Origin of the sequence: Rhodococcus sp. JVH1 (assembly GCF_000280725.2) — a bacterium.
GTDB classification, from domain to species: Bacteria; Actinomycetota; Actinomycetes; order Mycobacteriales; family Mycobacteriaceae; genus Rhodococcus_F; species Rhodococcus_F jostii_A.
The window spans coordinates 6,519,473-6,544,059 of sequence record NZ_CP166289.1 but is presented as its reverse complement, the minus strand read 5'-3'; the positions used below and the strand labels follow the sequence as shown (position 1 = coordinate 6,544,059).

Genomic DNA, 24,587 nt, shown 5'->3' with positions numbered 1-24,587 from the left:
GGCCGAACTTCGCGAAGGGGACCCGCGGAACGCTCAGGCGGCGCCTTCACCGAGGTAGGGCATCCACGACGGGTGCAGGTCCTTGGTGGACGCCAGCAGTCGCCAGTGCGGCCCCGACGGAGGGACCAGGGACGCCCGGAGCGTCCAGCCGAGTTCGCTCAGCAACTTGTCCGCTTTGCGGTGGTTGCAGGGTGCGCAGCAGGCCACGCAGTTCTCCCACGAATGCTCGCCGCCGCGACTGCGGGGAACCACGTGATCGACGGTTTCGGCCTTGGCACCGCAATAGGCGCACCGGAACCGGTCCCGGTGCATGAGGGCTGCGCGGGTCATCGGAACCCGGGCGCGATACGGCACGCGCACGTAGTTCCGGAGGCGGATCACGGACGGCACCTGCACGGACCACTGCTCGGAGTGGACGACCGGGGCCTGGGGATCCTCGTGGACGGTGTCGGCCTTGCCGCAGGTCATCAACACCACGGCGCGGCGGGCAGGAAGGGCGGTGAGCGGCTCGTAGGTGACATTCAGGAGAAGCACCCGGCGCTTGATCCAGAGCGGAACCGCATTCTCGCCCGGGAAAGAAGGCTCTGCGCTGTGCGCGGAGCCTTCGGTGATCACTTGTAAAGCAAACGCCCCTGAAACCCCGGCACTCCGGGCATCAGTGGGCACGAGTTGTCGGTGCGCGCGGGCGCTGTGTCGATTCTTCATGCGACCTCCGGGAGATTGCCACCAAGTGCACCATGAATTGCCAGCTCGTGCACGTCCATTTCCGACAAAAATGCAGGACATTCGGTGAACAGACGGTGACGAAGACCGTTCGCGCCCACACGTGCACAATGGAAGGCGCCATGACTGACGTGCAGCAGACCTTCTACGAGGCGGTGGGCGGAGCGGAGACGTTCCGCAAACTCACCGCGCGCTTCTACGAGGAAGTCGCCAAGGACGACATCGTGCGGCCCCTCTACCCCGAGGAAGATCTGGGTCCGGCCGAGCGCCGGATGCGGATGTTCCTCGAGCAGTACTGGGGCGGGCCGCACACCTATTCGGACGAGCGCGGCCACCCGCGACTGCGGCTCCGTCACCAGCCGTTCAAGATCGGCCCGATCGAGCGGGACGCCTGGCTGCGGTGCATGCACACGGCCATCGCGTCGATCGACTCCGGCACCCTCGACGACGCCCACCGCAAGGCCCTCATCGAGTACATGGACATGGCCGCGGCGTCGATGGTGAACTCCGCCTTCTGAAACCGCCCCGCGCCGATAACGCCGGTCGAGTCGTGGTGCGGGCGATCGTTTGGCACGATGGGCGTTTGTGAGCACTCCCGCCGAAACGCCCGCCGACGACACGCAGCCGGCACCCTGGTGGTCCGACGCCGTCTTCTACCAGATCTATCCCCGCTCGTTCGCCGACGCGAACGGTGACGGTGTCGGCGACCTCCACGGAGTGCGGGACAAGCTGGGATACCTCGAACTGCTCGGTGTCGACGCCCTCTGGCTGAGCCCGGTCATGCGCTCCCCGATGGCCGATCACGGTTACGACGTGTCCGATCCCCGTGACATCGATCCGCTGTTCGGTGACCTCGCGAGCATGGACGCCCTGATCGAGGCCGCGCACGCGCGGCAGATCAAGGTGACGATGGACCTGGTGCCCAATCACACCAGCGTCGAGCACGAATGGTTCCGCGCCGCCCTGGCGTCGCCGCCGGGCAGTCCCGAACGGGACCGGTACATCTTCCGCGACGGTCGCGGTGAGGACGGCGCGGAGCCGCCCAACAACTGGCCGAGCATCTTCGGCGGGCCGGCGTGGACGCGGATCACCGAGGCCGACGGCAAGCCCGGCCAGTGGTATCTGCACATCTTCGCGGCGGAGCAGCCCGACCTGAACTGGAATAACCCGGAGGTCGTCGACGATCTCACGAAGACGCTCCGGTTCTGGCTGGACCGCGGCGTCGACGGATTCCGCATCGACGTCGCGCACGGCATGGCCAAGCCGGAAGGTCTGCCGGACCACGACTGGTCCGCCAACGAACTGCTGCAGAACTCCGATGACGATCCGCGGTTCGACAACCCCGCGGTCCACGACATCCACCGCGGCATCCGCAAGGTCCTCGACGAGTACCCGGGCACGATGGCCGTCGGGGAGATCTGGGTTCGAGACAACGAACGCTTCGGCGAGTACATCCGGCCCGACGAACTGCACCTCGGGTTCAACTTCCGGCTGGCCGAGGCCGAGTTCTCGGCGGAGACGGTGCGGGAGGCGATCGAGAACTCCCTGACCGCCGTCGACCAGGTGGGCGGGACACCCACGTGGACCCTGTCGAACCACGACGTCGAACGGGAAGTCACCCGGTACGGCGGCGGCGAGATCGGCACGGCACGCGCCCGGGCCATGATCCTCGTCGAACTGGCGTTGCCGGGTGCGGCGTTCCTGTACAACGGTGCCGAACTCGGCCTGCCCAACGTCGACCTCCCCGATTCGGCGTTGCAGGATCCGGTGTGGGAACGATCCGGCCACACCGAACGCGGCCGCGACGGCTGCCGTGTGCCCGTGCCGTGGGAGGGCACCGAACCACCGTTCGGGTTCAGCACCGGCGAGCCCTGGCTGCCGATGCCCCCCGAGTGGGCGGACCTCACCGTCGAGGCGCAACTCGAGGACGTCACGTCGACGCTGTCGCTGTACCGTGCAGCACTCGAACTGCGCTCGCTGCGTCCGGAGTTCTCCGGTCCCGGGGTCGACTGGTACGGGAGCCCCGCGGGCTGCTTCGCCTTCCGCAGGCGCGGCGGGCTGATCTGCGCCCTCAACGCCACCGACGCGCCGATCTCGCTGCCACCCGGTGAGGTGCTGCTCAGCAGCGCGCCGCTCGTCGAGGGGCAGCTCCCACCGAACGCGGCTGCGTGGCTCATCTGACCCGCACTCCCGCAGTTGCGGCGGTCGTCGCAGCATCGATCCTGTTCGCCACCACGGGAACCGCGCAGGCCCTTGCGTCCCGCGCCCTCGGATACGACCTCGACCCACTGGCCGTCGGCTCGGCCCGGGTCGTGGCCGCGGGCGCGCTCCTCGCGGCGTTCGCGGCGCTGCGCGGCGGACTCGGGTTCGGTGACGGCCCCGGGATTCGCCGATATGCGCCCGCCGTGTGGGGCGGGATCGGGGTCGCGGCGTACCAACTCGGATTCTTCACTGGCGTGCAGAGCGCCGGAGTGGCCGCAGGAACCATGATCGCGCTGGGTTCGGGACCCGCGTTCACCGGCGCGCTGCAATGGGCGGTGCACCGTCACCGCCCCGGCCCGGTGTGGGCCGTGTCCACCGTCATCGCCGTCGCCGGCATGGCGTTGATCGTGGCGGGCACGACCGGCGGCTCCGACTCGTCCGGGATCCTGGCGGGTGCGCTGCCTGCGCTGATCGCCGGTCTCGGGTACGCCGCCTACACGGTCGCCGGGTCGTCGCTGCTCGCGGCGGGTTCGAGTCCCGAGGCGGCGATGGGACAGATGTTCGGTCTCGGTGGACTGTTCCTGATCCCCGTGCTCGTCGCGACCTGGCCGGGCGGCCTCGACACCGGGGCGGGCGCCGCGGCCGCCGTGTATCTGGCGATCGTCCCGACCGTGCTGGCGTATCTCCTGTTCGCCGCCGGTCTGCGGCGGCTGCCACCCGCGACGGTCGCGACGCTGACCCTCACCGAACCGGTGGTCGCGGCACTGCTCGGGACCGCGGTGCTCGGCGAGCAGCTGACCCTGGTCGCGGGGCTGGGCATGGCAGCCGTCGTCGCGTCGCTCGCCGTGCTGGCCACCAGCACGCTGCGGTCCGACTGACGGCGCGCTACCGCGCGACCGACAACGGAATCCCCCCACCGCGGTGCCGGTAGATCGACCCGAACCGGGCGTCCACCCGCAGCCACGACGCGGTGGCACGCACCCGGACCAGTTCGGAGGCGTCGATGCGCTCGAGGTCGATGTCGGCGGTCAGCCGATCCGAGCCCGCGTGCGGAACGAACCCCATCGCGGTGAGAGCGAACACCACCCGCATCGGGATGCCGACCGTGTGCTCCGCGCCCGCCACCTGCAGGACTTCCTGGTCGAGAAGTGATGCGGGCGGGCCGTGGCCGCTGCCGTGCTCCTGCGCCAGGGCCGCACCGCGCTGCGCGAGGTCGACGAGAACACGCGCCGGGACGTCGTCGACGTGAACGAAGCCCTCCGCCGGAGGCAGTGCGCCCCGCCACGCCGAATCCATCGAGAAACCCGGATCGATGTCGGCTGCGGTCGCCGCTTCGAGAGCGGCGAGCAGTTGGTCGCCGGCAGCCGACGTGTCGTCGGGGGTGATGGTCCCCGCGACCGTGCGCACCGCCAGCGCGTCGAAACCGGTTGCCGCCCAGATCGTCAGGCGGCCGGGTCCGCGTTGACGCAGACGCACCACCGTCGACTCGTCCAACCGGACCACCCTCGTGAGGAATGTGGCGAGGTCACCGCGCTCAGTGGCGTCCGGGATCGACAGGACGCGCTCATACACGCTGCCAGCTCTCCAGGTACGCCCGCTCGACGTCGGTGATTCTGCGCAGGCGCTGGGTGTCGATGTCGAACGCCGCGATCTGCGTCGACGCGATGATGGACGGCGCGACCGAGACGTCGACGCCCTTCGGTCGGACCTCGTAGTTGATCGTGAAATCGACCGCGCGCACCTTCTCCACCCACATCAGGACGTCGAGCGGTGAATCGCTGTGCCGGAGTTGCCCGCGGTAGCGCACATGGAGGTCCGCGATGACCGCGCCGTCACGCAACGTCACGGTCGGACGGTCGTCCTCGAACAGCCAGGGAATCCGCGCCTCCTCCAGCAACGTCACCATCCGTGCGTGGTTGATGTGCTGGAAGACGTCCATGTCCGACCACCGAACTTCGACCTCCGCGTGAAAGCCCTCGCTCAACGTCATACCTCCGATCGGGTGCCCATACCTCGCACCATGCTGCGTACCTGACGCGCCGCCACCGAGAGCGTCGCGAGGTCAAGGGTCCCAGACTCGAATATTTCGGTGAGAGCGGACCTCGCCCTGGCCAGCCGGGACGCGTTCGTCGACTCCCAGTCGTCGATCTTCTCCTGCGGCGTCTCGTGAGGTTCACCACCCAGGAGCACTTCCATCGTGAGCTGACGCAGCGAACTGTAGAGGTCGTCGCGCAACGCGAGACGGGCCAGCGAATGCCAGCGGTCACCCCGCGCGAGAGTGGACACGGCGCTCAGCAGCCAGTCGATGCCGAGGTGCGCGTCGAGCTCGTAGTACAGCTCGGCGACCTCGTCGATGTCGCGTTCGGCGATGTCGGCGATGTCGCTGATGTCGAGCAGACAGAACTTGTCCAGAAGCCGGAACACCTCGAACGCGAGGTCCTCGGGCGCGCCGCGGACGACGAGGGGCCGCGCCCGCGTCTCCACGTCGGCGAGCTGATGCCCCCGCACGAGCTGCGGCACCCTCGGCGAGAGTGCACGGAAGTCGGCCGAGTACCGGGCGATCTCGGCGCCAACGGCGAGGGGCTGAGGCCGGTTGGTCAGGAACCAGCGGGACGCGCGGTCGAGAACTCGGCCGGACTCGAGAATCAGGTCGTCCTCGATGTCCGCCGCGATGTCCGCCGACCGGATCCTCGACCACAGCTCCGGCAGGGCGAAGATCTCGGTGACCGCCGCGTAGGCGCGGATGGCGTCGGTGCTGCTCGCACCCGCCTCGTCCGCCAACCGGTACGCGAAGGTGATACCGCCGTTGTCGATGGTCTCGTTCGCGAGCATCGTCGCCACGATCTGCCTGCGCAGAGGATGCGCCTTGATCGCGCTGCGGAACCGCGTGCGCAACACCGTCGGGAAGTACCGCGGCAGCCGCGGCGCGAACGTCTCGCTGTCGGGCAGGTCCGTCGCGAGGAGGTCGTCCTTGAGCGCGAGTTTCACATGCGCGGTGAGGGTCGCGAGTTCCGGAGACGTCAGGCCCTGACCGGCCTGCCTGCGTCGGGCGATCTCCTCGTCGGTGGGCAGGGCCTCGAGCTTCCGGTCGAGTCCGCGACGCGACGCCAGGTGCTCGATCTGGCGGCGATGCACGGTCAGCATCGGAACCGCGCTGGTCCGGGAGACACCGAGGAGATCGTTCTGCGCGATGTTGTTCGCGAGTACGAGTTGGGCCACCTCGTCGGTCATCGACGCCAGCAGAGGATTGCGTTCCTCCCGCGGCAGCCCGCCGCTGCTCACCAGCGAGTCCAGCAGGATCTTGATGTTCACCTCGTGATCGGAGCAGTCGACGCCCGCGGAGTTGTCGATCGCGTCGGTGTTGATCCGGCCACCGTTCTGGCTGTACTCGATCCGGCCGAGCGCCGTCACCCCGAGGTTGCCACCCTCGCCGACCACCTTCGCCCGCACCTCGTTGCCGTCGACGCGCACGGAGTCGTTGCTCTTGTCGCCCACCATCGCGTTGGTCTCGGTGGACGCCTTGACGTACGTGCCGATGCCACCGTTCCACAGCAGGTCCACCGGGGCACGCAGGATCGCCCGGACCAGTTCCGGCGGGGAGAGTTCGGTGACGGCGTCGTCGAGTCCGAGCGCGGCACGCGCGGCGGCACTGATCGGGACCGATTTGCGGGTCCGGTCCCACACGCCCCCGCCCTCGCTGATGATGCTGGTGTCGTAGTCGGCCCACGACGACCGGGGCAACGCGAACATCCGCGACCGCTCCGCGAACGACCGGGGGGCGTCGGGATCGGGGTCGAGGAAGATGTGCCGGTGGTCGAACGCCGCCACCAGCCGGATGTGTCGGCTCAGGAGCATGCCGTTTCCGAACACGTCGCCGCTCATGTCGCCAACGCCGACCGCGGAGAAGTCCTGGGTCTGGGTGTCGACGCCCATCTCCCGGAAGTGCCGTTTCACGCTCTCCCAGGCACCGCGCGCGGTGATGCCCATCCCCTTGTGGTCGTATCCGGCCGACCCACCGGACGCGAACGCGTCGCCGAGCCAGAATTTGTACTGCTCCGCAACAGAATTGGCGAGGTCGGAGAATTTCGCGGTGCCCTTGTCCGCGGCCACCACGAGATACCGGTCGTCGCCGTCGCGACGCACCACCCGGGCCGGGGGCACGATCTCCCCCGATACCTGATCGACGTTGTCGGTGAGGTCCAGGAGCCCGCAGATGAATGTGCGGTAGCAGTCCTGGCCCGCCTCGAGAGCGGCGGCGCGGTCGGCCGCCGCGTCCCCCGAGGGCGTCGGCGGATTCTTGACGACGAAGCCGCCCTTCGCGCCGACCGGGACGATCACCGCGTTCTTCACGGCCTGGGCCTTCGCCAACCCCAGGATCTCGGTGCGGAAATCCTCACGCCGGTCCGACCAGCGCAACCCGCCGCGGGCGACGGATCCGAACCGCAGGTGCACACCCTCGACGTCGGGTGAGTACACGAAGATCTCGTACTTCGGGCGGGGCTTCGGCAGTTCCTGGATCGAGGTCGGATCGAGCTTGATCGACAGGTATGTGGGCGGCTCCCCGGTCTCGCCGACGACGAAGTAGTTGGTGCGCAGCGTCGACTTGATCAGCCCGAACAGACCGCGCAGGATGCGGTCCGTGTCGAGGCTGACCACGGCGTCGATGTACTCCCGCAGACGGGTGTCGAGTTCGGACACCAGATCGGGTGAGGGCGTCTCCGGATCGAACATCGCCTCGAACAACTCGACGAGTGTGTACGCCGAACGGGGATTCGCCAGCGCAACCCCCTCGATGTGGAACTGACTGTACGGAAACCCCGCCTGACGCAGGTACTTTGCGTACGTCCGCAGGATCACGGCCTGCCGCCACGACACTCCCGCCCGCAGGATCAGCTCGTTGAACCGGTCGGCCTCCGCCCGCCCGAACCAGACGGCGGTGAAGGCATCGGTGAACCGTTCCTGAAGCTTCGGTGCGGCGGCCGACGCCTCCTCGGCGGCGAGTTCGGCATCCAGGTCGTCCTCCACCGAGGAGCGGAGCAGCTCCGCGGGCACCGACAACCCGAAATCGTAGATCCAGCACGCCAACCCGTCCGGCCGCGGAATCAGATAGGGCCGTTCGTCGAGCACCTCCACACCCAGGCTCTGCAGCACCGGAAGCACCTGGCTCAGCGAAATGCCGTCCCCGCCCACGTACAGGGTGAATCGCCAGTGCCCGACCTCCGCCCCGGGATCGCGGTAGAGCAGCAGATCGATGGAACCGTCTTCGAGCGCCTCCAGCCTCGCGAGATCCGACAACGCGCGCGTGGCGTCGAAATCCTCCTTGTACCCCTCGGGCAGGACGGCGGCGTAACGCTGCGCCAGAACGGGATCCACACCGGTGGTCACCGGGAGGAGGTCGCCGAGATGGTCGTCCCAGCTGCGGCTCACCTCGGCCAGCATGGCCTGGACCCGTTCGCGGTCGGCGTCCGAGAGGTCGAGCCGAGACCCCATCTGTTCGGTGCTCTTGCGGATCGTCACGTGCAGCAACGCCAGGTCGGATTCCGTGACGCGCGCGGTGTATTCCAAAGTGCCGCCACCGAATTCCCGCAGCAGGATGTCCTGCATCGCGAGCCGGACCCGGGTGGTGTACCGGTCGCGGGGCAGGTAGATCAGGCAGGAGACGAATCGTCCGAGAAAGTCCTCGCGCACGAACAGACGCACCTGACGCCGGAGCCCGATGCTGTGCACGGCGGTCACCGTGTCGAAGAGTGTGTCGGCGTCGCTCGAGAAAAGCTCGGTGCGCGGGAACGACTGGATGACCTCCAGCATCGCCTGCCCCGAATACGAATTCAACTGGAACCCGGCCCGGTCGATCACCTTGCGCACCCGGCGAGCGATCACGGGAATGTCGAGGACGTTCTCGTGCAGCGCCGTGACCGTGAAGACCCCGAGGAAACGGTGCTCACCGGTGATGTTGCCGTTCTCGTCGAGAATGCTCACGCCGACGAAGAACGGGTAGACCGAGCGGTGCACGGTCGCGGGGAACGAGCCCTGCGTGAGCACGAGCAGGGGACGGTCGGGGATCTCGGCGGCCGGCGGCAGACTCAGCGGGCCTTCGGTGACCGTGTCGGAGCGCAGCAGTCCGAGACCGCTGCCCGGCACCACCTGCAGGCTGCGGGCGCCGGAGCTGTCGGGCTCCCCCAGTTCGAAGCGGCGGTAGCCCAGCGCCGCATAATTGCCCTGCGACATCCACCGCAGCAGATCGGCGCAGTCCTCCAGGTCGTCCTTCGACACGCCGGGACAGGGTGCGGACGTCTCGAGTTCGTCGGCGAGTGTCCGCTCGAGCTTGCGCATGATGTCGGTGTCCCGGACCACCTGGCGCACGTCGGCGAGGACGGTGCCGACTTCCTTCTCGAGTGTGTCGAGAACCGCGGAGTCGGTACGGGGATCGAGTTGGACGTGAATCCACGACTCGGCGAGGCTGCCCTCGTCGGCATCCTTGGCCGTGTCTCCCATGAGGATTTCGCGCAGTGCACCGATCGGATCGCGCCGGACCGAGACGATGGGGTGCACGAATTCGCTGATCCCGATGCCCAGGCGGTTCAGCAGCGCGGTGATCGATTCGACGAGCAGCGGCATGTCGTCCGTCACGATCTGCAGGGACGCACCGAGTTCGTGCCCGTCACCCGGGCGGTAGACGCGGGTGACCGCGCGCTCCGGCGGACGGTGCAGGGCAAGTGTCAGATGCGCGCCGAGCACGGCCTCGGAGGCGCCGTTGACGGCGCTCTCGCTGTCACCGCGATCGACGTGACGGAAATACACGGCTGCGAGAGTCGGCACCTGCGACCGGAGGCCTTCGGGCAGATTCCGCGCCCACTCCGCATCTTTCAGTGCTGCCGATTCCGTCATCGGGGCTCACTTCCTCTGTTCCGATCGCCGCGGGCAACTCTCTCGAGACTAGCCCGCGGCGATGGGAACAGAGGGTGAACTTCGGGCACCCCGCGTGCCGGATCCGTCAGCCGGTGGTCACCGGCGCGAGGTACCGCTCGAGCGCGTCCCGTTCCGCCTCGGAGAGCGGACGCGAGCGTTCGGTCTTCGCGTCGAACGCCACCATCAGGGCGTCGCCCGTCGCGCAGCGGACCCCGTCGCGGTTCGTGACGATGTGCCGGATCGTGTACGACGAATTGCCGACATGGAGCACCGACACGTCGATCGTCAGCGGACCGGAAGCGTCGGTGACGGGACGCAGGAATTCCACGTCCATCTTGCGCACCACCGTGGCGCCCGCCCGGGCTCCCACCGACTCCAGCTCCGACGACAGGAAATGCACACGTGCTTCCTGCATGTACTCGACGAAGCGGGTGTTGTTGACGTGACCCAGGCGGTCGGAGTCACCCCACCGGACCTGGATCTCGTACGTGAAGACCTTCGACTCCGCCAAGGGTCAGTCCCTCGTGAGCTTGCGGTGCGTCACCCGGTGCGGACGTGCCGCGTCCGGTCCGAGCCGCTCGACCTTGTTGGCCTCGTAGCCCTCGAAGTTGCCCTCGTACCAGTACCAGGCGGCTTCGTTGTCGCCGAAGCCACCCTCCCACGCGAGGATGTGCGTGCAGGTGCGGTCGAGGAACCAGCGGTCGTGGGAGATCACGACGGCGCAGCCGGGGAACTGCTCGAGGGCGTTCTCCAGCGAACCGAGGGTCTCGACGTCGAGGTCGTTGGTCGGTTCGTCGAGCAGGATCAGGTTTCCGCCCTGCTTGAGCGTCATCGCAAGGTTCAGGCGGTTGCGCTCACCACCGGAGAGGACGCCCGCAGGCTTCTGCTGATCGTGGCCCTTGAACCCGAACGAGCTGATGTAGGCGCGCGACGGCATCTCCGTCTGGCCGACCACGATGTGATCGAGACCGTCGGACACGACCTCCCACACCGTCTTGTCGGGGTCGATGCCCGTACGGTTCTGGTCGACGTAGCTGAGCTTGACCGTCTGACCGATCTTCACCTCACCGGCGTCCGGCTCCTCGAGCCCGACGATGGTCTTGAACAGCGTCGTCTTACCGACACCGTTGGGGCCGATCACGCCGACGATGCCGTTCCGCGGCAGGGTGAACGACAGGTCCTTGATCAGAACCCGGCCGTCGAAGCCCTTGTCGAGGCTCGAGACCTCGACCACGACGTCGCCGAGTCGCGGCGGCGCCGGGATCTGGATCTCGTCGAAGTCCAGTTTGCGGGTCTTCTCGGCTTCGTTGGCCATTTCCTCGTAGCGGTCGAGGCGGGCCTTGTTCTTGGCCTGACGGGCCTTCGCTCCAGAGCGGACCCAGGCCAGCTCCTCCTTGAGGCGCTTCTGCAGCTTCTGGTCCTTCTTGCCCGCGACTTCGAGCCTGGCGGCCTTCTGCTCCAGGTAGGTGGAGTAGTTGCCCTCGTAGGGGTACAGGCGGCCGCGGTCGACCTCACAGATCCACTGGGCGACGTGGTCGAGGAAGTACCGGTCGTGGGTGACGGCCAGGATCGCGCCCGGGTAGGCGGCCAGGTGCTGCTCCAGCCACAGGACGCTCTCCGCGTCGAGGTGGTTGGTCGGCTCGTCGAGCAGCAGCAGGTCGGGCTTGCTGAGCAGGAGCTTGCAGAGGGCGACGCGGCGCTTCTCACCACCGGAGAGGTGAGTGACCATCTCCTCCGGCGGCGGACAGCGCAGGGCGTCCATCGCCTGCTCGAGCTGGGAATCGATCTCCCACGCGTCGGCATGGTCGAGCTTCTCCTGGAGCTCGCCCATCTCCTCCATCAGCTCGTCGGAGTAGTCCGTGGCCATCAGCTCGGCGATCTCGTTGTACCGCTTGAGCTGGACCATGGTTTCACCCAGGCCCTCTTCGACGTTCTCGCGAACGGTCTTGGTCTCGTCCAAGTGCGGTTCCTGCATGAGGATCCCGACGGTGGCACCCGGAGCGATGAACGCTTCACCGTTGCCCGGCTGATCCAGCCCCGCCATGATCTTGAGGATGCTGGACTTACCCGCGCCGTTCGGGCCGACCACACCGATCTTGGCGCCGGGGTAGAAGCTCATCGTGACGTCATCGAGGATGACCTTGTCACCGTGCGCCTTGCGCACCTTCTTCATCGTGTAAATGAACTCAGCCATGGGGCCAGCCTAATGGTGAAGTGCGATGAACCCACATCGCGGAGGGTCGGGGACGTGATCGGGGGCTTCGCAGGAAGAAGCCGCGGGCACCGGCGCCGCGGGCGCGGGGTCGGCGCCGATACCCGCTGGTGCGCTACGCGACGAGGGACCGAGTGGCGACCTGTTCCGTCGCCGGGGTCGCCGCACCCCCGTCCGCGGTTCTGGGCGCGCGCTCGAGGACGACCGTGCAGCGGGCGAGATCCGGTCCGATCGCGGTCGCGCTCAGCTCCAGGTCGGAGCGGGCGATTCCGTCCCGCGTCGTGTACTCCGTGGTGCGCAACTCGCCGGTCACGATGACCGGATCCCCCTTCGCGATCGATTGGACGACGCCGGCCATCAGTCGCCGCCTGCAGGTCACCGTGAGGTAGAGCGTGCTCCCGTCGCGCCACTCGCCCGTCGCGTGATCGCGGCGCCGGACCGTGCTCGCCATCCGGAAATTGAGGAACTCGTCACCGGCCGCGTTCGACCGGGTGACCGGGCTGGTGATGACCGTTCCGACCACGGTGCCGTGTGTTTCGTACATTTCGCTCTACCCCCTGTGAGTGCGGCAAGGTGCCGTCACTCACAGCGTGCCGTCCGGATGGGAGATTGCCGGACGGCATCCGAAATCTGTGGAGAAACGGAGCGGGTGTGGATAGAGCAGCCGAAACGGCTGCTGACGCTCCGACGGTGTCGGAACCACGTGCTAGCGGTCAGTGTCCGGCTTCTCGGTCCCGTCGCGCCAGTTCCGCGAACATCGCGTTGTGCGCTGCCAGGTCGGCATCGTCGTCGCGGTCGGCGGCCCGGTCGACCCGCCGCGCCGTGCGGCCGTCGCTGCGGGACCACTGGATGAGCAGCGCCATCATCACCAGCACCAACGGGATCTCGCCGGTCGCCCACGCGATGCTGCCACCCAGTTGCTGGTCACCCACCAGGTCGGCGTTCCAGCCCAGTCCGAGCGACCGGTAGTACCACTCGCCCATCACCGCGCCCATGCTCATCAGCGCCACACCGAAGAACGCGTGGAACGGCAGCGAGCCGAACACCATCGCGAGCTTCGTCACCGGCTGAAGTTTGCGCGGCGAGGGATCGACGCCGATGGCGACCCAGTAGAAGAGGTAGCCGCTCAGCAGGAAGTGCAGGTTCATCAGGACGTGCGCGGAGTGCGAGTCGACGGCGGCCTCGAAGATCCCGCCGAGGTACAGGGCGTAGAAACCGCCTACGAACAGCACGGCCGCGACGACGGGATGGGTGATGAACCGGGAGAACGGGCTGTGCAGCGCCGTCAGGATCCACTCGCGCAGACCCGGCACACCATTCTTGCCCGCCGGATCGAGGGCACGCAGGGCGAGGGTGATCGGCGCACCGAGCACCAGCAGGACCGGGGTCAGCATCGACAGTGCCATGTGCGCGCCCATGTGCACGCTGAACACGGCCGGTGAATAGCGCCCGACACCCGACGACGTCGCCACGAGGAGCACCACGCATCCGCACATCCACGCGACGGTCCGGCCCACGGGCCAGCTGTCGCCGCGACGCCGGAGTTTGCGCAATCCGAGCGCGTAGACGACGACCAGCACTATCGCGGCGGTGCCGTAGAGGAGGTCGAATCGCCAGTCCAGCATCAGCCTGGAGAACGTCGGCGGCCCCGCCAGGTTGTAGCCGAGTTCCACCTCCGTGAGGGTGGGCGCCGCGGTCGGAGGGGGCGGGGGTGTGCGACCGAGCCCGACGGCGAGACCGATCGTGGCGGCGAACACCATGGCCTCCGCGCCGGCGAACCGGATCAGGTTGCCGCGGCCGGCCGGGTCCTTCTGCAGCGCGGGCAGGGCCCGTCGACGCTGCGCCCAGCCGAAGACCCCCAGGATGACGAGCGCCACGATCTTCGCGACCACCAGGCGTCCGTACGTGGTGTCGACGAGGTCACCGATCTGGACGCGAACCAGCGCGTTCACCACGCCACTGATCGCCATGACGACGAAGCAGACCGTCGCGACCGCGGAGAACCGGCGCGCCGCCACATCGGTGTAGGCGCCGCGCCTGCGCGCGTGGGCGAGGAGAGCGAACAGGCCGCCCGCCCACAGCGACGCAGCGACCAGGTGCAGGATCAGACTGTTCGTCGCCATGTCGTGCGAGCCGCCCGACGACGAGTGCCCCGTCAACGCGAGCGGCATCAGCCCGAGGATGCCGACGAGCAGAAGGATCGGCGTCCACCACCAGCGCAGCACGAGCCGGGACGCGATCGCGAGGACGATCGCGATGATCGCGGTCCAGCGCCAGGCGCCGGCGAGTTCGACCTGATCGATCGAATTGAAGATATTGGCCGGTTCGACCGCCTCGGCGAAGGGTTGCCCGGACGTGTCCGACAACGTCAGCGGGACCAGGACGAGGGCGGTCGCGGCCCATACGATCGCGGCGTACGACGCCGTCCGGACCGCGCGGTAGCCGTCCACGTCCAGGACACCGGATTTCTGCGGCGGCACGAAGAACGCCGCGAGCAGCAGCGATCCGATGGTGATGACGGCAGCGATCTCCGACACAGCCCGCATCGCGGGCAGTCCGTAGGTGGTGATCGGGCCGGGATCCGGAATTCCCAGCAGCACGAGCGCCTGAGCAGCGGAAAGTCCGACGACGATTGCCGCTACCAGACCGGCGATGAGTCCGCCGACGACGAACAGGGCGGTCGAATCGGCGCGATTCGGGGGTTTCGATGCCGGGTCGGACGGCGCGAGCTGGGGTGTAGCCATACATCAAGGGTAGGACCTACGACAGGCCGTCGGAGACGCGAGGGTTCCGTCGCCGATCCGGTTATCGTCGACAGGGACTGTCCCGAGGGAACGAAAGGCTGAGATGGCCGAGTTTCTGATCATCGCCGTGGCGCTGTTCTTCGCGGGCATGGGTGTGTACGGTCTCGCCGCACCTGCCCGGCTGGTCGCCCCGTTCGCCCTGTCCGCGGATTCGGCGACCTCCCGCGCCGAGGTGCGCGCGGTCTACGGCGGCTTCGGTGTCGCGGTGGCGGCCCTACTGTTCTTCGCTGCTTTCGACGCGCACGGCATCCGATCCGCCGCCTCGGTGACCGTGGCCGTCGCCCTGCTGGGGATGGCATTCGGCCGGATCGTGTCGGTCGTCGCCGACCGGCCGACCCGCTTCTACCCGGTGTGGTTCTACTTCGTGGTCGAGCTCGTCCTGGCAGGACTTCTGCTCTCCGGGGCAGCCCTGGGCTCGTGACGCGGACACCCCAGCCCCGGTCGGAGCGCTCGGAGCGGCAGGTAATATTTGCTGCGCGCCTCCGTAGCTCAGGGGATAGAGCAAGAGCCTTCTAATCTCTTGGTCGCAGGTTCGAATCCTGCCGGGGGCACTCATCCGACGGAACACCGACAGACGAAAACCCCCGACCACCTGGACGAACAGGGATCGGGGATTTCGTGTCAGTCCTTCAGGAACGCCAGCAGGTCGGCGTTGATCGTCTCCGCCTGTGTGGTGGGCATGCCGTGCGGGAAGTCCTGGTATGTCTTCAGCGTGCCGTTCGCGAGAAGCTTCGCGGACAATGGTCCCGCGTCGGCGTAGGGAACGATCTGGTCGTCTTCGCTGTGCATCACCAGCACCGGCACCGTGATCTTCTTCAGATCCTCGGTGAAATCGGTCTGCGAGAAGGCCACGATGCCGTCGTAGTGGGCCTTGGCCCCGCCCATCATCCCCTGGCGCCACCAGTTCGCGATGATCGCTTCCGAGGATTCCACGCCCGGTCGGTTGAATCCGTAGAACGGTCCCGACGGCAGGTCGCGATAGAACTTCGAGCGATTGGCGGCGAGCTGTGCCTGCAAGTCGTCGAACACGTCTTTGGGAAGGCCTCCCGGGTTCGCCTCGGTCTTCACCATCAGCGGCGGTACCGCGCTGATCAGTGCGGCCTTCGACACCCGGCTCTCCCCGTGCCGCGCGAGATAGTGCACCACCTCGCCGCCGCCCGTCGAGTGGCCGACGTGGATGGCGTCCTGCAGGTCGAGATGCGCGGTCAGCTCCGCGAGGTCGTCGGCGTAGTGGTCCATGTCGTGGCCGTCGCCGGTCTGTGTCGAGCGCCCGTGACCGCGCCGATCGTGGGCGATGACGCGATAGCCGTGCTGGAGGAAGAACAGCATCTGTGTGTCCCAGTCGTCGGCCGACAGCGGCCAGCCGTGGCTGAACACGATGGGTTGACCGGTTCCCCAGTCCTTGTAGAAGATCTCCGTGCCATCCTGGGTAGTGATCGTGCCCATGTGGTTGCCTTCCTTGACCGCTCTGGGGATGACGCTGATGTGGACGCAATTTCAGTACATCAAAGTTCGGTACGTCGCAGGGCGGCTTCGACCGGCAGCATCCTGTACGACCGTCTGATAGGTATTGCGCCCGTCGTCCGTACCCGGAGTTCCGTACTCGCGGGTAACAAACCGACCAATTAGTCTTGTTCGCGCATCGCCCCAACCCGACGGGGCTAGGGTGCACCGGGACCCGCCACCATCCTCCGCGAGTGGCGGGTTCCCGGGTTCAGCCGCCTTACTCGCGCATCCGGTGTCAGCTCTCCGGCGGAACCTCGAACACCAGCAGGGTGCTGCTCGCGGTGGCGACGAGACGGCCCTGTGAGTCGGTGACCTCCCCTTCTGCGAACGCAATCCGGCGACCCGCCTTCTTCACGACGCCGGTGGCCGTGAGGACTCCGGAGTCCCGGGTCGCCCCGCGGATGTAGTTGACCTTGATCTCGACCGAGGTGTAGCCCCACCCGGCGGGCAACGTGGTGTGCACGGCGCAGCCGGCGACCGAATCGAGCAGGGTGCACACGGCGCCACCATGGATGGCGCCGATCGGGTTGTACTGCGACTCGTCGGGGTCCAGCGCGAAGACGACCCTTCCGGGCTCGGCCTCGAGGAAGCGCAGGTTCATCAGGCTCGCGATCGGCGGTGCGGGAATGTCGCCGCCGAGGATCGCCCGCAGGTACCCGAGGCCGTCGAGTTCTCGCGCCTTCCGCGCCGGACCCGCCGGGTCGCGCCATTCGACGGTCCTCGACCGCACCTCTCCCCACTCCGCGTCCGCCACGCCCTCGACAGTCGACACCGCGCCGTTTCCGGACTCGCTCACTATGCCGCCCCCTGCTGCGCCGGCTGCGGATAGAGGACGTCGAGGTCGCCCGACAGTGCCGCCTTGACGGTGCGGGAGGTGTCGTCCGCGAGGACTTCGTGGGCGCCGGACTCGATGCCGTCGAAGGCCAGTCGCGCGACCTCGGCCGCGGAGATCTTCGGCACGTCCAGTCCGCTCGTCATATCGGTGTCCATGTACCCGAGGTGCAGCCCGACCACCTGGATGTTCTGCGCCGAGAGTTCGGCACGCATCGCGTTGGTGGCACTCCACAGGGCGGCTTTCGAGACGCTGTACGAGCCGCCGACGGCCAGCCAGGACAGGACGGAGTGCACGTTGAGGATGGCGCCGCCCCCATTGGCGGCGATGATCGGTGCGAGCACGCGAGTGACGTTGAGCGGGCCGTAGAGGTTGGTTTCGAGTTCACGGCGCATTCCGTCGAGATCACCCGTGAGCGGCGACTCGCCGATGAGGATGCCGGCGTTGTTGATCAGGACGCCGAGGTCCCCCACGTGCTCCGCTGCGGCGTAGACCGATACGGGGTTCGTGACGTCCAATGCGACGGGCACGACCCGCGGATGCTCCTCGATCGTCGACGTATCACGCGCCGACGCATAGACCGTTCGCGCTCCTCGCGCGAGCGCCTCGGCGACGAAGGCACGTCCGAGCCCGCGGCCGGCTCCGGTGACCAGCACCGTTCGATCTTGAATCGTGGTCATGACGACCCCTTCGAGTGAGTAAGTCTGCTTTTCCAACCAACTACGTTCACGACAGTAATTCCTATTAGTTGGAAAACACAACCCTCTATGATGGAGAGCATGAACAACGGCGACACCGAGCGAGCGACACCCGAGATCGTCATGGACCGCATGCCACTGGCGCCGAGACCCTGCGCGATCGCCGCCACTATGGAACTGATCGGCGACCGCTGGTCCATGCTGGTGATCCGCGAACTGAGCTATGGGGTGCACCGCTTCGACCGGATTGCCGGGTACATCGGCGTCTCGCGCGACATCCTCACCGCGCGACTGCGCAAGCTCGAGGAGGTCGGCGTCATCGAACGCAGGCAGTACTCCGAGCACCCTCCCCGCTTCGAGTACCACCTCACCGCGGCGGGCGAGGACCTGCGACCGCTGCTGCTCTCCTTGTTCCAATGGGGCAGCAAGTGGGCCGTCGACGAGGCCCCGTCGGTGCTCGTGCACGAATGCGGGCACTCACTGGAGCTGGAACACCGCTGCGCGCACTGCGGCGAGGCGGTCGAGAACACCTCTGTCGCAATGCATTCCCGCACACCACCGGCGAAGTCCTGACCTCTCCACCCAGCCCGATACAGGACGCCCGACATCGGGTCTATAGTTTTCAAAGTAAACGTCAGGTAACGAATTCCTCACACGTCAGGCAGGTGGGTCTGTGTCAACGCGCGACCAGGTAGCAGAGATCTACGAGCAGGTCCGCCTGCGGAACGCCGGCGAACCCGAGTTCCACCAGGCAGCCGCCGAGGTCTTCGAGTCGCTGCAGGTCGTGCTCGACCACCACCCCCACTACGCCGACTCCGGATTGATCGAGCGGCTGTGCGAGCCCGAGCGTCAGATCATCTTCCGGGTGCCGTGGGTCGACGACTCCGGCAACGTGCACGTCAACCGCGGTTTCCGCGTGCAGTACAACAGTGTGCTCGGCCCCTACAAGGGCGGCCTGCGGTTTCACCCCAGCGTGAACCTGGGAATCGTGAAATTCCTCGGGTTCGAGCAGATCTTCAAGAACGCCCTCACCGGACTTCCGATCGGCGGCGGCAAGGGTGGTTCCGACTTCGACCCCAAGGGTCGCTCGGAGGCCGAGATCATGCGGTTCTGCCAGTCGTTCATGACCGAACTGCATCGCCACATCGGCGAGTACACCGACGTCCCGGCAGGTGACATCGGCGTCGGCGGGCGCGAGATCGGCTACCTGTTCGGCCAGTACAAGCGCCTCACCAACTCCTACGAGTCCGGGGTCCTCACCGGTAAGGGCCTCACCTGGGGTGGCTCGCAGGTGCGTCGCGAGGCGACCGGGTACGGCGTCGCCTACTTCGTCGCCGAGATGCTGAAGGCGGCGAACAGCTCACTGGACGGCAAGACCGTCGTCGTCTCCGGGTCCGGAAACGTCGCGATCTACGCGATCGAGAAGGTGCACCAGCTCGGCGGAATCGCGATTGCGAGCTCCGATTCCTCCGGATACCTCGTCGACGAGAAGGGCATCGACCTCGAGCTCCTGAAGGAGATCAAGGAGGTGCGGCGCGGACGGATCAGCGAGTACGCGGACACGGTGCCGCACGCCCGGTTCGTGCCGAACGGATCCATCTGGGACGTGCCGTGCGACGTCGCGCTCCCCTGCGCCACCCAGAACGAACTCGACGAAGCGGCCGCCAAGACGCTGGTCGCGAACGGCGTGCAGGCGGTGGCCGAGGGCGCGAACATGCCCACGACCCCGCAGGGCGTCCAGGTGTTCCGCGATGCCGCGGTGGCGTTCGCGCCGGGCAAGGCGGCCAACGCGGGCGGCGTCGCCACGTCGGCGCTCGAGATGCAGCAGAACGCATCCCGCGACTCGTGGGGCTTCGAATACACGGATGAGCGGTTGGCCGGAATCATGCGCGGCATCCACGAGCGCACCGTGGCCACGGCCGCCGAGTACGGCATGCCGGGCGACTACGTGCACGGTGCGAACATCGCCGGTTTCGTGAAGGTGGCTGACGCCATGATCTCGCTCGGGGTCATCTAGCAGAAGCGACGGGTGGGGCGCGGCCGTCGCCGTCCCCAACCCACCGTTCGACGACGCGAATGCGTCAGCTCACCTGACACTGGGCCTGACCCCATTCGACCCAGCACATCTGATTGACGTCGGGCCTGGGTTCTTGGTGGGCAGCGGCTGGGAACAGCCGGTCTCGCAGATCGGCTTGGCCGACGCCGTGCCGGCGGCACCGGTCAGCGAAATGACAAGGGCTGCAAAGCCGGCGAGCGCGATACGCGCTGTGGTGGAGACTATGATGGGGGACAGGGATTCCTTTCGAGGTGCGGTTACGTGCTGCACCCAGCATCGGCCGGAGCCCTGCCCGCAGAAGGGCCGCCGAGGGTGCAATGAACACACCCTCGGCGGCCGGATCTCTACCCTGGGCGATACGCCCGGTCGGCTTACTCAGTCGACCGGTTCGGCCTCGCCCTCGTCGTCGCGGGCCTTCTTCGCGGCCTCGCGCATCTCGATACCGTCGGACACCCAGTCACCGATCTCCCGGGTGACGTCCCGGACGGCGCCCGCGATGATCGTCGCGATCTGGCCCACGTGCGTAGCCGCGGACTCCGTCAGTTCCTGCACGGTGTCCTTGCGCCGCTCGAACTTCCCCACCATGTGTTTCGCCTCTCAGGCTGCAGTCTTCTGCCGCTCGACGATAACACCGGGAGGGGTGTCGGACGAGACGAGACCGGGCGGCAGTGCGAACTTGAAGATCTTCCCCCACACGGAGCCGATCTGCTTGAAGAAGCCACCGGTGTTGTAGGGCAGCCCGTGCTTCTCGCACAGCGCCTTCACGACGGGTGCCATCTCCGGGTACCGGTGGGCGGGCAGGTCCGGGAACAGGTGGTGCTCGATCTGGTGCGACAGGTTGCCCGACATGATGTGGAACAGCGGGCTCCCCTCGATGTTCGCGCTTCCGAGCATCTGCCGGACGTACCACTCGCCGCGAGTTTCCTCCGCGGTCTCGTCCTCGGTGAAACTCTGCACGCCGGTGGGGAAATGGCCGCAGAAGATGATGGAGTACGCCCACACGTTGCGGATCAGGTTGGCGGTCACATTGCCGAGCAGTGTGGGGACGAACAGTGGCCCGGTGAGCGCCGGGAAGATCACGTAGTCCTTGAGCACCTGCCGACCGGCCTTGCGCCACCAGCCCTTCAGCAGCGGCTTGACGTCGTGCCACTTCCGCTTGCCCTGGATCACGTTCTCCGCTTCCAAGTCGTGCATCATGACGCCCCACTCGAACAGCATCATCAGGAAGAAGGCGTAGACCGGGTTCCCGAGATAGTACGGGTTCCACTTCTGTGCCTCGTCGATCCGCAGGATGCCGTAGCCGATGTCCCGGTCCCGGCCGAGGATGTTGGTGTACGTGTGGTGCATGTAGTTGTGGGAATGCTTCCACTGATCGGCCGGGCAGACGGTGTCCCACTCGAACACGCGGGAGTTCAGGCCCGGTTCACGCATCCAGTCGTACTGGCCGTGCATGACGTTGTGGCCGATCTCCATGTTGTCGAGGATCTTCGACACACCGAGGGCACCGACCCCGGCGATCCAGGCCGGCGGGAAGAAGCCGAGATACATCAGCCCGCGGCCGGCGACCTCGAATCCCCTCTGCGCCTTGATGATCTTGTAGATGTATTCGCGGTCCTCGGCGCCGAGGTCCGCAACCGTCCGGTCGCGGAGGGCATCCAGTTCCCGGCCGATCTCTTCGACCTGGTCGTGACTGAGCACCACCGGGGCGTCGTTACGGGAACCGTCGGAGCCGTCGACGAACGGGAGGAACGAGAGTGAGAGTCCAAACATGTCGGTCTCCAAGCGTTGAATGTCTTGTGAAAGTCAGATGTCGAGGGCGACGTCGCCCACCGGAACCGAGACGCACAGCTGGATCGCCTTGTCCGGATCGGTGTCGGTGTCGCCGGTGCGGACGTTCTTGGTGCACCCCGACTTCTTCACCGTCGTGCAGGAGAAGCAGATGCCCATCCGGCACCCGTACTCGGGATGGAGCCCGGCGGCCTCCGCCTGTTCGAGCAGCGTCGCGCCGGAATTGTCTGCGGTGACACCGCTGGCGGTGAAGGACACCTCGCCACCGGCCTCACCCTCCGCAGGGGCTGCGGCGGGAGCGAATTCCTCGGTGTGCAGACGGTCCTCGATGCCGAGTTCGCGATACACCTCCCGAACGCCACGCATCAGTCCGGGCGGGCCGCACAGGAAGGTTTCGGCGTCCGCGTACCAGGGCGCCACAGCGTCGAGGTGCTCCTGACCGAAGAACCCGTGGAGATGACCGCCGGTCTCCTGATCGGTGTACGCCAACACGAGGGAGACGTTGGCGTTCGCGTCCGCGAGTGCGCGTAACTCGTCGAGGTACGCGACGTCGTTTTCGGTGTACGCGTAGTGCAGAAAAGTGATGCTGCCGACGTGCTGCTCGTCGACGAGGGTGCGCAGCATCGACAGAACCGGGGTGATTCCGCTGCCTCCGCTCACCAGCAGGAGCCGGCACGGACGCGGAGACGGAAGGGTGAATTCTCCCGCCGCCTGAGACAGGTCGAGCACGAGACCGGGACGCGCGTGCGCGTGCAGGTACTGCGAGACCAGACCGTCGGGATGCGCCTTGATCGTCAGCTCGACGAGCCCGTCGGTGGACGCCTGTGCATTGGCCGGTGAGTAGCACCGGGTGTGCCGAACCCCGTCGATCACGACGCCCACCTGCACGAACTGCCCCGCACGGAATCCGCGCCACTGACGGGTGGGACGCAGCGTGAGGGTAACGGTGTCGGCGGTGGACCGCCGGACCTCGATCACTTCGGCTCGCAGGTCGCGCACGGTGACCATGGGAGTGACGAGTTCGAGGTAGCGGTCGAGCTGGTGCGGAGTGGCCATCGCCTCGAACAACGACAGCAGCGAGAACCTGCGTCCCTCCGCCGGACGACTGGTGTGGGCAACTGACACGTCAGCCTCCTCCTTTTGAGTGCACGGTTGTACACTGACAATAGTGTGACAGAGAGAGACAGGAACTTGTCAATCGGAATGTGACCGCACGCACACCCCAGACAGGGATCGGATACGCATGTCGGATGACGAGTACGAGCACCCGGAGATGACGGTCGTCGGCACCGCCGCGAATACACTCACTGCCGTGAGTCAGTCGACCGGCGCCGAACCGGAGAGCAGGGCAGCCCGCAAGGAGCGCACGAGGAAGGCTCTCCTGGACGGCACGCTCGAACTCATGGCGGACCGCAGTTTCGCCGGCGTGAGCCTCCGCGAGATCACCCGCACCGCGGGAATCGTGCCCACCGCGTTCTACCGCCACTTCGCGTCCATCGAGGAGCTCGGCGTGGTGCTCGTCGAGGAGGGCATGCGGATGCTGCGGCAGATGCTCCGCGACGCCCGGCGCACCCCGAGCACCAAGAGCGCGGGCGCATCCCTCGACATCCTCGTGCGGCAGGTCCGCACCCACGAGGCGCAGTTCCGGTTCCTCAGCCGCGAACGCTACGGCGGCGTCCCGGAAATTCGCCGGGCAATCGCGACCGAGATGAAGCTGTTCGTCAGCGAACTCACGGTGGACCTGTCCCGCATCGACGGTCTGCAGTCCTGGGACCACGACGACCTGGAGATGGCGGCCGACCTGATCGTGTCCACCATGTTCGCCGTCGTCGTCGATCTACTCGAGGCCGAGCGTCCCGGAAGCCGAGGTGAGGCCGAGGTGGTCGCGCGCGCCGAACGGCAACTGCGCCTGATCATGCTCGGCATGAGCGGGTGGAATCCCGGGAAGTAGTCGCGCTCTCACCGTACGGTGGGGGCATGTTGTCAACCTCGGAACACGCGCACATCACTCTCGGCGACCTGACGTTCGACGTCACCACCAGCGGTCCGGCCGACGGCGTCCCCGTCGTTCTGCTGCACGGGTTTCCGGAGAGCGCCGCGTCCTGGGAACCCGTCAGCGTCCTGCTGAACGAGTCCGGTCTGCGGACGTTCGCCCCGAACCAGCGCGGATACTCGCCCGGTGCGCGACCCGACGGAGTCGACTCCTACCGGATCGACCACCTCGTCGCGGACGTGATCGGATTGCTCGACGCACTCGGCCTCGACTCGGCACATCTCGTCGGGCACGACTGGGGAGCCGCCGTGGCGTGGGTCGTCGCGGCGCGGCACCCCGACCGGATCATCTCGCTCACCACCGTGTCGGTGCCACATCCCGGCGCGTTCGGCTGGGCCTTGCGCGAGGACGCCGATCAGAAGGAACGCTCCTCCTACATCCGCCTCCTGAGGATGGAAGGCAAGGCCGAGCAGGTCCTCCTCGGCGAGAACGCGCAGGCGCTGCGCGCGATGTTCGGTGACGCCGTCGCGCCGGCGCTCGTCGACCGGCATGTCGCGCTGCTCGGCGAACCGGGAGCGCTCACCGGCGCGCTGAACTGGTACCGCGCGATGACGAGCGACTTCGAGCAGACGCCTGCCGTCACCGTTCCCACGACGTACGTCTGGAGCACCGGCGACCAGGCGCTGGGTCGTGCGGGTGCCGAGCGGTGCGGCGAGTTCGTCGATGCGCCGTACGAATTCGTCGTGCTCGACGATGCCACGCACTGGATCCCGGAACAGCGCCCGGGCGCCCTCGCGGATGCGATCCTCGCGCGCACCGCAGCCGCACCGAACTGAAATCCGCTCTTCACCTCGACGGGGCGTC

At 67.2% G+C, this 24,587-nt stretch carries 22 protein-coding genes and 1 tRNA gene; 9 read left to right on the top strand and 14 right to left on the bottom strand.

Annotated elements, in window-relative coordinates:
* Nucleotides 1-33 precede the first annotated feature (33 nt).
* Nucleotides 34-705 carry an HNH endonuclease gene (locus JVH1_RS30405; protein WP_167540926.1) on the bottom strand — a complete coding sequence of 224 codons (672 nt, stop codon included), beginning with the start codon at nt 703-705 and terminating at the stop codon, nt 34-36.
* A gap of 140 nt (nt 706-845) precedes the next feature.
* On the opposite strand from JVH1_RS30405, the gene JVH1_RS30400 reads away from it, so the two are divergent.
* From JVH1_RS30400 to JVH1_RS30390, 3 genes are all read left to right on the top strand, one after another.
* Complete coding sequence (locus JVH1_RS30400; protein WP_043778414.1) at nt 846-1,241, top strand: globin; 396 nt, start codon at nt 846-848, stop codon at nt 1,239-1,241.
* Between the two features lie 67 nt (nt 1,242-1,308).
* Nucleotides 1,309-2,904 carry a glycoside hydrolase family 13 protein gene (locus tag JVH1_RS30395; protein WP_009474090.1) on the top strand — a complete coding sequence of 532 codons (1,596 nt, stop codon included), beginning with the start codon at nt 1,309-1,311 and terminating at the stop codon, nt 2,902-2,904.
* Nucleotides 2,892-3,803 carry a DMT family transporter gene (locus JVH1_RS30390; protein ID WP_009474091.1) on the top strand — a complete coding sequence of 304 codons (912 nt, stop codon included), beginning with the start codon at nt 2,892-2,894 and terminating at the stop codon, nt 3,801-3,803. The genes JVH1_RS30395 and JVH1_RS30390 overlap by 13 nt, the downstream gene beginning before the upstream one ends.
* 7 nt (nt 3,804-3,810) lie before the next feature.
* On the opposite strand, the gene JVH1_RS30385 is transcribed toward JVH1_RS30390, so the two are convergent.
* The 7 genes from JVH1_RS30385 to JVH1_RS30355 form a co-directional block, all read right to left on the bottom strand.
* Nucleotides 3,811-4,497, bottom strand: coding sequence for a hypothetical protein (locus tag JVH1_RS30385; protein WP_009474092.1), 687 nt, complete (start codon nt 4,495-4,497; stop codon nt 3,811-3,813).
* Complete coding sequence (locus JVH1_RS30380; protein WP_009474093.1) at nt 4,490-4,915, bottom strand: thioesterase family protein; 426 nt, start codon at nt 4,913-4,915, stop codon at nt 4,490-4,492. Before JVH1_RS30380 ends, JVH1_RS30385 begins: the two co-directional genes overlap by 8 nt.
* Entirely contained in the window at nt 4,912-9,813 is a 4,902-nt protein-coding gene (locus JVH1_RS30375) for an NAD-glutamate dehydrogenase (RefSeq protein ID WP_009474094.1), read from the bottom strand. Before JVH1_RS30375 ends, JVH1_RS30380 begins: the two co-directional genes overlap by 4 nt.
* A 106-nt stretch (nt 9,814-9,919) precedes the next feature.
* Nucleotides 9,920-10,345 carry a thioesterase family protein gene (locus JVH1_RS30370; RefSeq protein WP_009474095.1) on the bottom strand — a complete coding sequence of 142 codons (426 nt, stop codon included), beginning with the start codon at nt 10,343-10,345 and terminating at the stop codon, nt 9,920-9,922.
* 3 nt (nt 10,346-10,348) lie between these two features.
* Nucleotides 10,349-12,028: an energy-dependent translational throttle protein EttA gene (ettA, locus tag JVH1_RS30365; protein WP_007296602.1), complete on the bottom strand. Its 1,680-nt coding sequence runs from the start codon at nt 12,026-12,028 to the stop codon at nt 10,349-10,351.
* Between the two features lie 133 nt (nt 12,029-12,161).
* Nucleotides 12,162-12,590, bottom strand: coding sequence for a single-stranded DNA-binding protein (locus tag JVH1_RS30360; RefSeq protein WP_009474096.1), 429 nt, complete (start codon nt 12,588-12,590; stop codon nt 12,162-12,164).
* Nucleotides 12,591-12,759: 169 nt separating this feature from the next.
* Nucleotides 12,760-14,790, bottom strand: coding sequence for a cytochrome c oxidase assembly protein (locus JVH1_RS30355; protein WP_009474098.1), 2,031 nt, complete (start codon nt 14,788-14,790; stop codon nt 12,760-12,762).
* Nucleotides 14,791-14,893: 103 nt separating this feature from the next.
* Here JVH1_RS30355 and JVH1_RS30350 point away from each other — a divergent pair, with 103 nt between their 5' ends.
* Together JVH1_RS30350 and JVH1_RS30345 are read left to right on the top strand one after the other, a co-directional pair.
* Nucleotides 14,894-15,271, top strand: coding sequence for a DUF4345 domain-containing protein (locus tag JVH1_RS30350; RefSeq protein ID WP_009474099.1), 378 nt, complete (start codon nt 14,894-14,896; stop codon nt 15,269-15,271).
* 57 nt (nt 15,272-15,328) lie between these two features.
* Nucleotides 15,329-15,401 (top strand) — tRNA-Arg (locus JVH1_RS30345).
* Nucleotides 15,402-15,471: 70 nt separating this feature from the next.
* Here JVH1_RS30345 and JVH1_RS30340 read toward each other — a convergent pair.
* The 3 genes from JVH1_RS30340 to JVH1_RS30330 form a co-directional block, all read right to left on the bottom strand.
* On the bottom strand, nt 15,472-16,296 hold the full coding sequence (locus tag JVH1_RS30340) for an alpha/beta fold hydrolase (RefSeq protein ID WP_009474100.1): 825 nt from the start codon (nt 16,294-16,296) through the stop codon (nt 15,472-15,474).
* A gap of 295 nt (nt 16,297-16,591) precedes the next feature.
* On the bottom strand, nt 16,592-17,152 hold the full coding sequence (locus JVH1_RS30335; protein ID WP_011594430.1) for a PaaI family thioesterase: 561 nt from the start codon (nt 17,150-17,152) through the stop codon (nt 16,592-16,594).
* Nucleotides 17,152-17,868 carry an SDR family oxidoreductase gene (locus tag JVH1_RS30330; protein WP_009474103.1) on the bottom strand — a complete coding sequence of 239 codons (717 nt, stop codon included), beginning with the start codon at nt 17,866-17,868 and terminating at the stop codon, nt 17,152-17,154. Before JVH1_RS30330 ends, JVH1_RS30335 begins: the two co-directional genes overlap by 1 nt.
* 87 nt (nt 17,869-17,955) lie before the next feature.
* On the opposite strand from JVH1_RS30330, the gene JVH1_RS30325 reads away from it, so the two are divergent.
* Both JVH1_RS30325 and gdhA read left to right on the top strand, forming a co-directional pair.
* Nucleotides 17,956-18,459, top strand: coding sequence for a helix-turn-helix domain-containing protein (locus JVH1_RS30325; protein ID WP_011594432.1), 504 nt, complete (start codon nt 17,956-17,958; stop codon nt 18,457-18,459).
* Between the two features lie 100 nt (nt 18,460-18,559).
* Nucleotides 18,560-19,903, top strand: coding sequence for an NADP-specific glutamate dehydrogenase (gdhA, locus tag JVH1_RS30320; protein WP_009474105.1), 1,344 nt, complete (start codon nt 18,560-18,562; stop codon nt 19,901-19,903).
* Nucleotides 19,904-20,317: 414 nt separating this feature from the next.
* Here gdhA and JVH1_RS30315 read toward each other — a convergent pair whose 3' ends face one another.
* Genes JVH1_RS30315 through JVH1_RS30305 form a run of 3 tightly spaced genes read right to left on the bottom strand, consistent with a single transcriptional unit; the run spans nt 20,318 to nt 22,855 of the window.
* On the bottom strand, nt 20,318-20,527 hold the full coding sequence (locus JVH1_RS30315) for a hypothetical protein (protein ID WP_009474106.1): 210 nt from the start codon (nt 20,525-20,527) through the stop codon (nt 20,318-20,320).
* Nucleotides 20,528-20,539: 12 nt separating this feature from the next.
* Complete coding sequence (locus JVH1_RS30310; protein ID WP_009474107.1) at nt 20,540-21,712, bottom strand: acyl-CoA desaturase; 1,173 nt, start codon at nt 21,710-21,712, stop codon at nt 20,540-20,542.
* Between the two features lie 33 nt (nt 21,713-21,745).
* Nucleotides 21,746-22,855 (bottom strand): ferredoxin reductase, encoded by a 1,110-nt coding sequence (locus tag JVH1_RS30305; RefSeq protein ID WP_009474108.1) that lies wholly within the window; start codon nt 22,853-22,855, stop codon nt 21,746-21,748.
* A 118-nt stretch (nt 22,856-22,973) separates the two neighbouring features.
* Here JVH1_RS30305 and JVH1_RS30300 point away from each other — a divergent pair, with 118 nt between their 5' ends.
* Both JVH1_RS30300 and JVH1_RS30295 read left to right on the top strand, forming a co-directional pair.
* On the top strand, nt 22,974-23,681 hold the full coding sequence (locus JVH1_RS30300) for a TetR family transcriptional regulator (RefSeq protein ID WP_009474109.1): 708 nt from the start codon (nt 22,974-22,976) through the stop codon (nt 23,679-23,681).
* Between the two features lie 26 nt (nt 23,682-23,707).
* On the top strand, nt 23,708-24,559 hold the full coding sequence (locus JVH1_RS30295) for an alpha/beta fold hydrolase (protein ID WP_009474110.1): 852 nt from the start codon (nt 23,708-23,710) through the stop codon (nt 24,557-24,559).
* Nucleotides 24,560-24,587 lie beyond the last annotated feature (28 nt).

What these genes read in the sequence shown, in the direction of transcription:
- JVH1_RS30405 (WP_167540926.1), bottom strand. Translation starts at nt 705, where the DNA reads ATGAAGAATCGACACAGCGCCCGCGCGCACCGACAACTCGTGCCCACT.
- JVH1_RS30400 (WP_043778414.1), top strand. Translation starts at nt 846, where the DNA reads ATGACTGACGTGCAGCAGACCTTCTACGAGGCGGTGGGCGGAGCGGAG.
- JVH1_RS30380 (WP_009474093.1), bottom strand. Translation starts at nt 4,915, where the DNA reads ATGACGTTGAGCGAGGGCTTTCACGCGGAGGTCGAAGTTCGGTGGTCG.
- JVH1_RS30375 (WP_009474094.1), bottom strand. Translation starts at nt 9,813, where the DNA reads ATGACGGAATCGGCAGCACTGAAAGATGCGGAGTGGGCGCGGAATCTG.
- ettA (WP_007296602.1), bottom strand. Translation starts at nt 12,028, where the DNA reads ATGGCTGAGTTCATTTACACGATGAAGAAGGTGCGCAAGGCGCACGGT.
- JVH1_RS30360 (WP_009474096.1), bottom strand. Translation starts at nt 12,590, where the DNA reads ATGTACGAAACACACGGCACCGTGGTCGGAACGGTCATCACCAGCCCG.
- JVH1_RS30355 (WP_009474098.1), bottom strand. Translation starts at nt 14,790, where the DNA reads ATGGCTACACCCCAGCTCGCGCCGTCCGACCCGGCATCGAAACCCCCG.
- JVH1_RS30350 (WP_009474099.1), top strand. Translation starts at nt 14,894, where the DNA reads ATGGCCGAGTTTCTGATCATCGCCGTGGCGCTGTTCTTCGCGGGCATG.
- JVH1_RS30340 (WP_009474100.1), bottom strand. Translation starts at nt 16,296, where the DNA reads ATGGGCACGATCACTACCCAGGATGGCACGGAGATCTTCTACAAGGAC.
- JVH1_RS30330 (WP_009474103.1), bottom strand. Translation starts at nt 17,868, where the DNA reads ATGACCACGATTCAAGATCGAACGGTGCTGGTCACCGGAGCCGGCCGC.
- JVH1_RS30325 (WP_011594432.1), top strand. Translation starts at nt 17,956, where the DNA reads ATGATGGAGAGCATGAACAACGGCGACACCGAGCGAGCGACACCCGAG.
- JVH1_RS30315 (WP_009474106.1), bottom strand. Translation starts at nt 20,527, where the DNA reads ATGGTGGGGAAGTTCGAGCGGCGCAAGGACACCGTGCAGGAACTGACG.
- JVH1_RS30310 (WP_009474107.1), bottom strand. Translation starts at nt 21,712, where the DNA reads ATGTTTGGACTCTCACTCTCGTTCCTCCCGTTCGTCGACGGCTCCGAC.
- JVH1_RS30300 (WP_009474109.1), top strand. Translation starts at nt 22,974, where the DNA reads ATGTCGGATGACGAGTACGAGCACCCGGAGATGACGGTCGTCGGCACC.
- JVH1_RS30295 (WP_009474110.1), top strand. Translation starts at nt 23,708, where the DNA reads ATGTTGTCAACCTCGGAACACGCGCACATCACTCTCGGCGACCTGACG.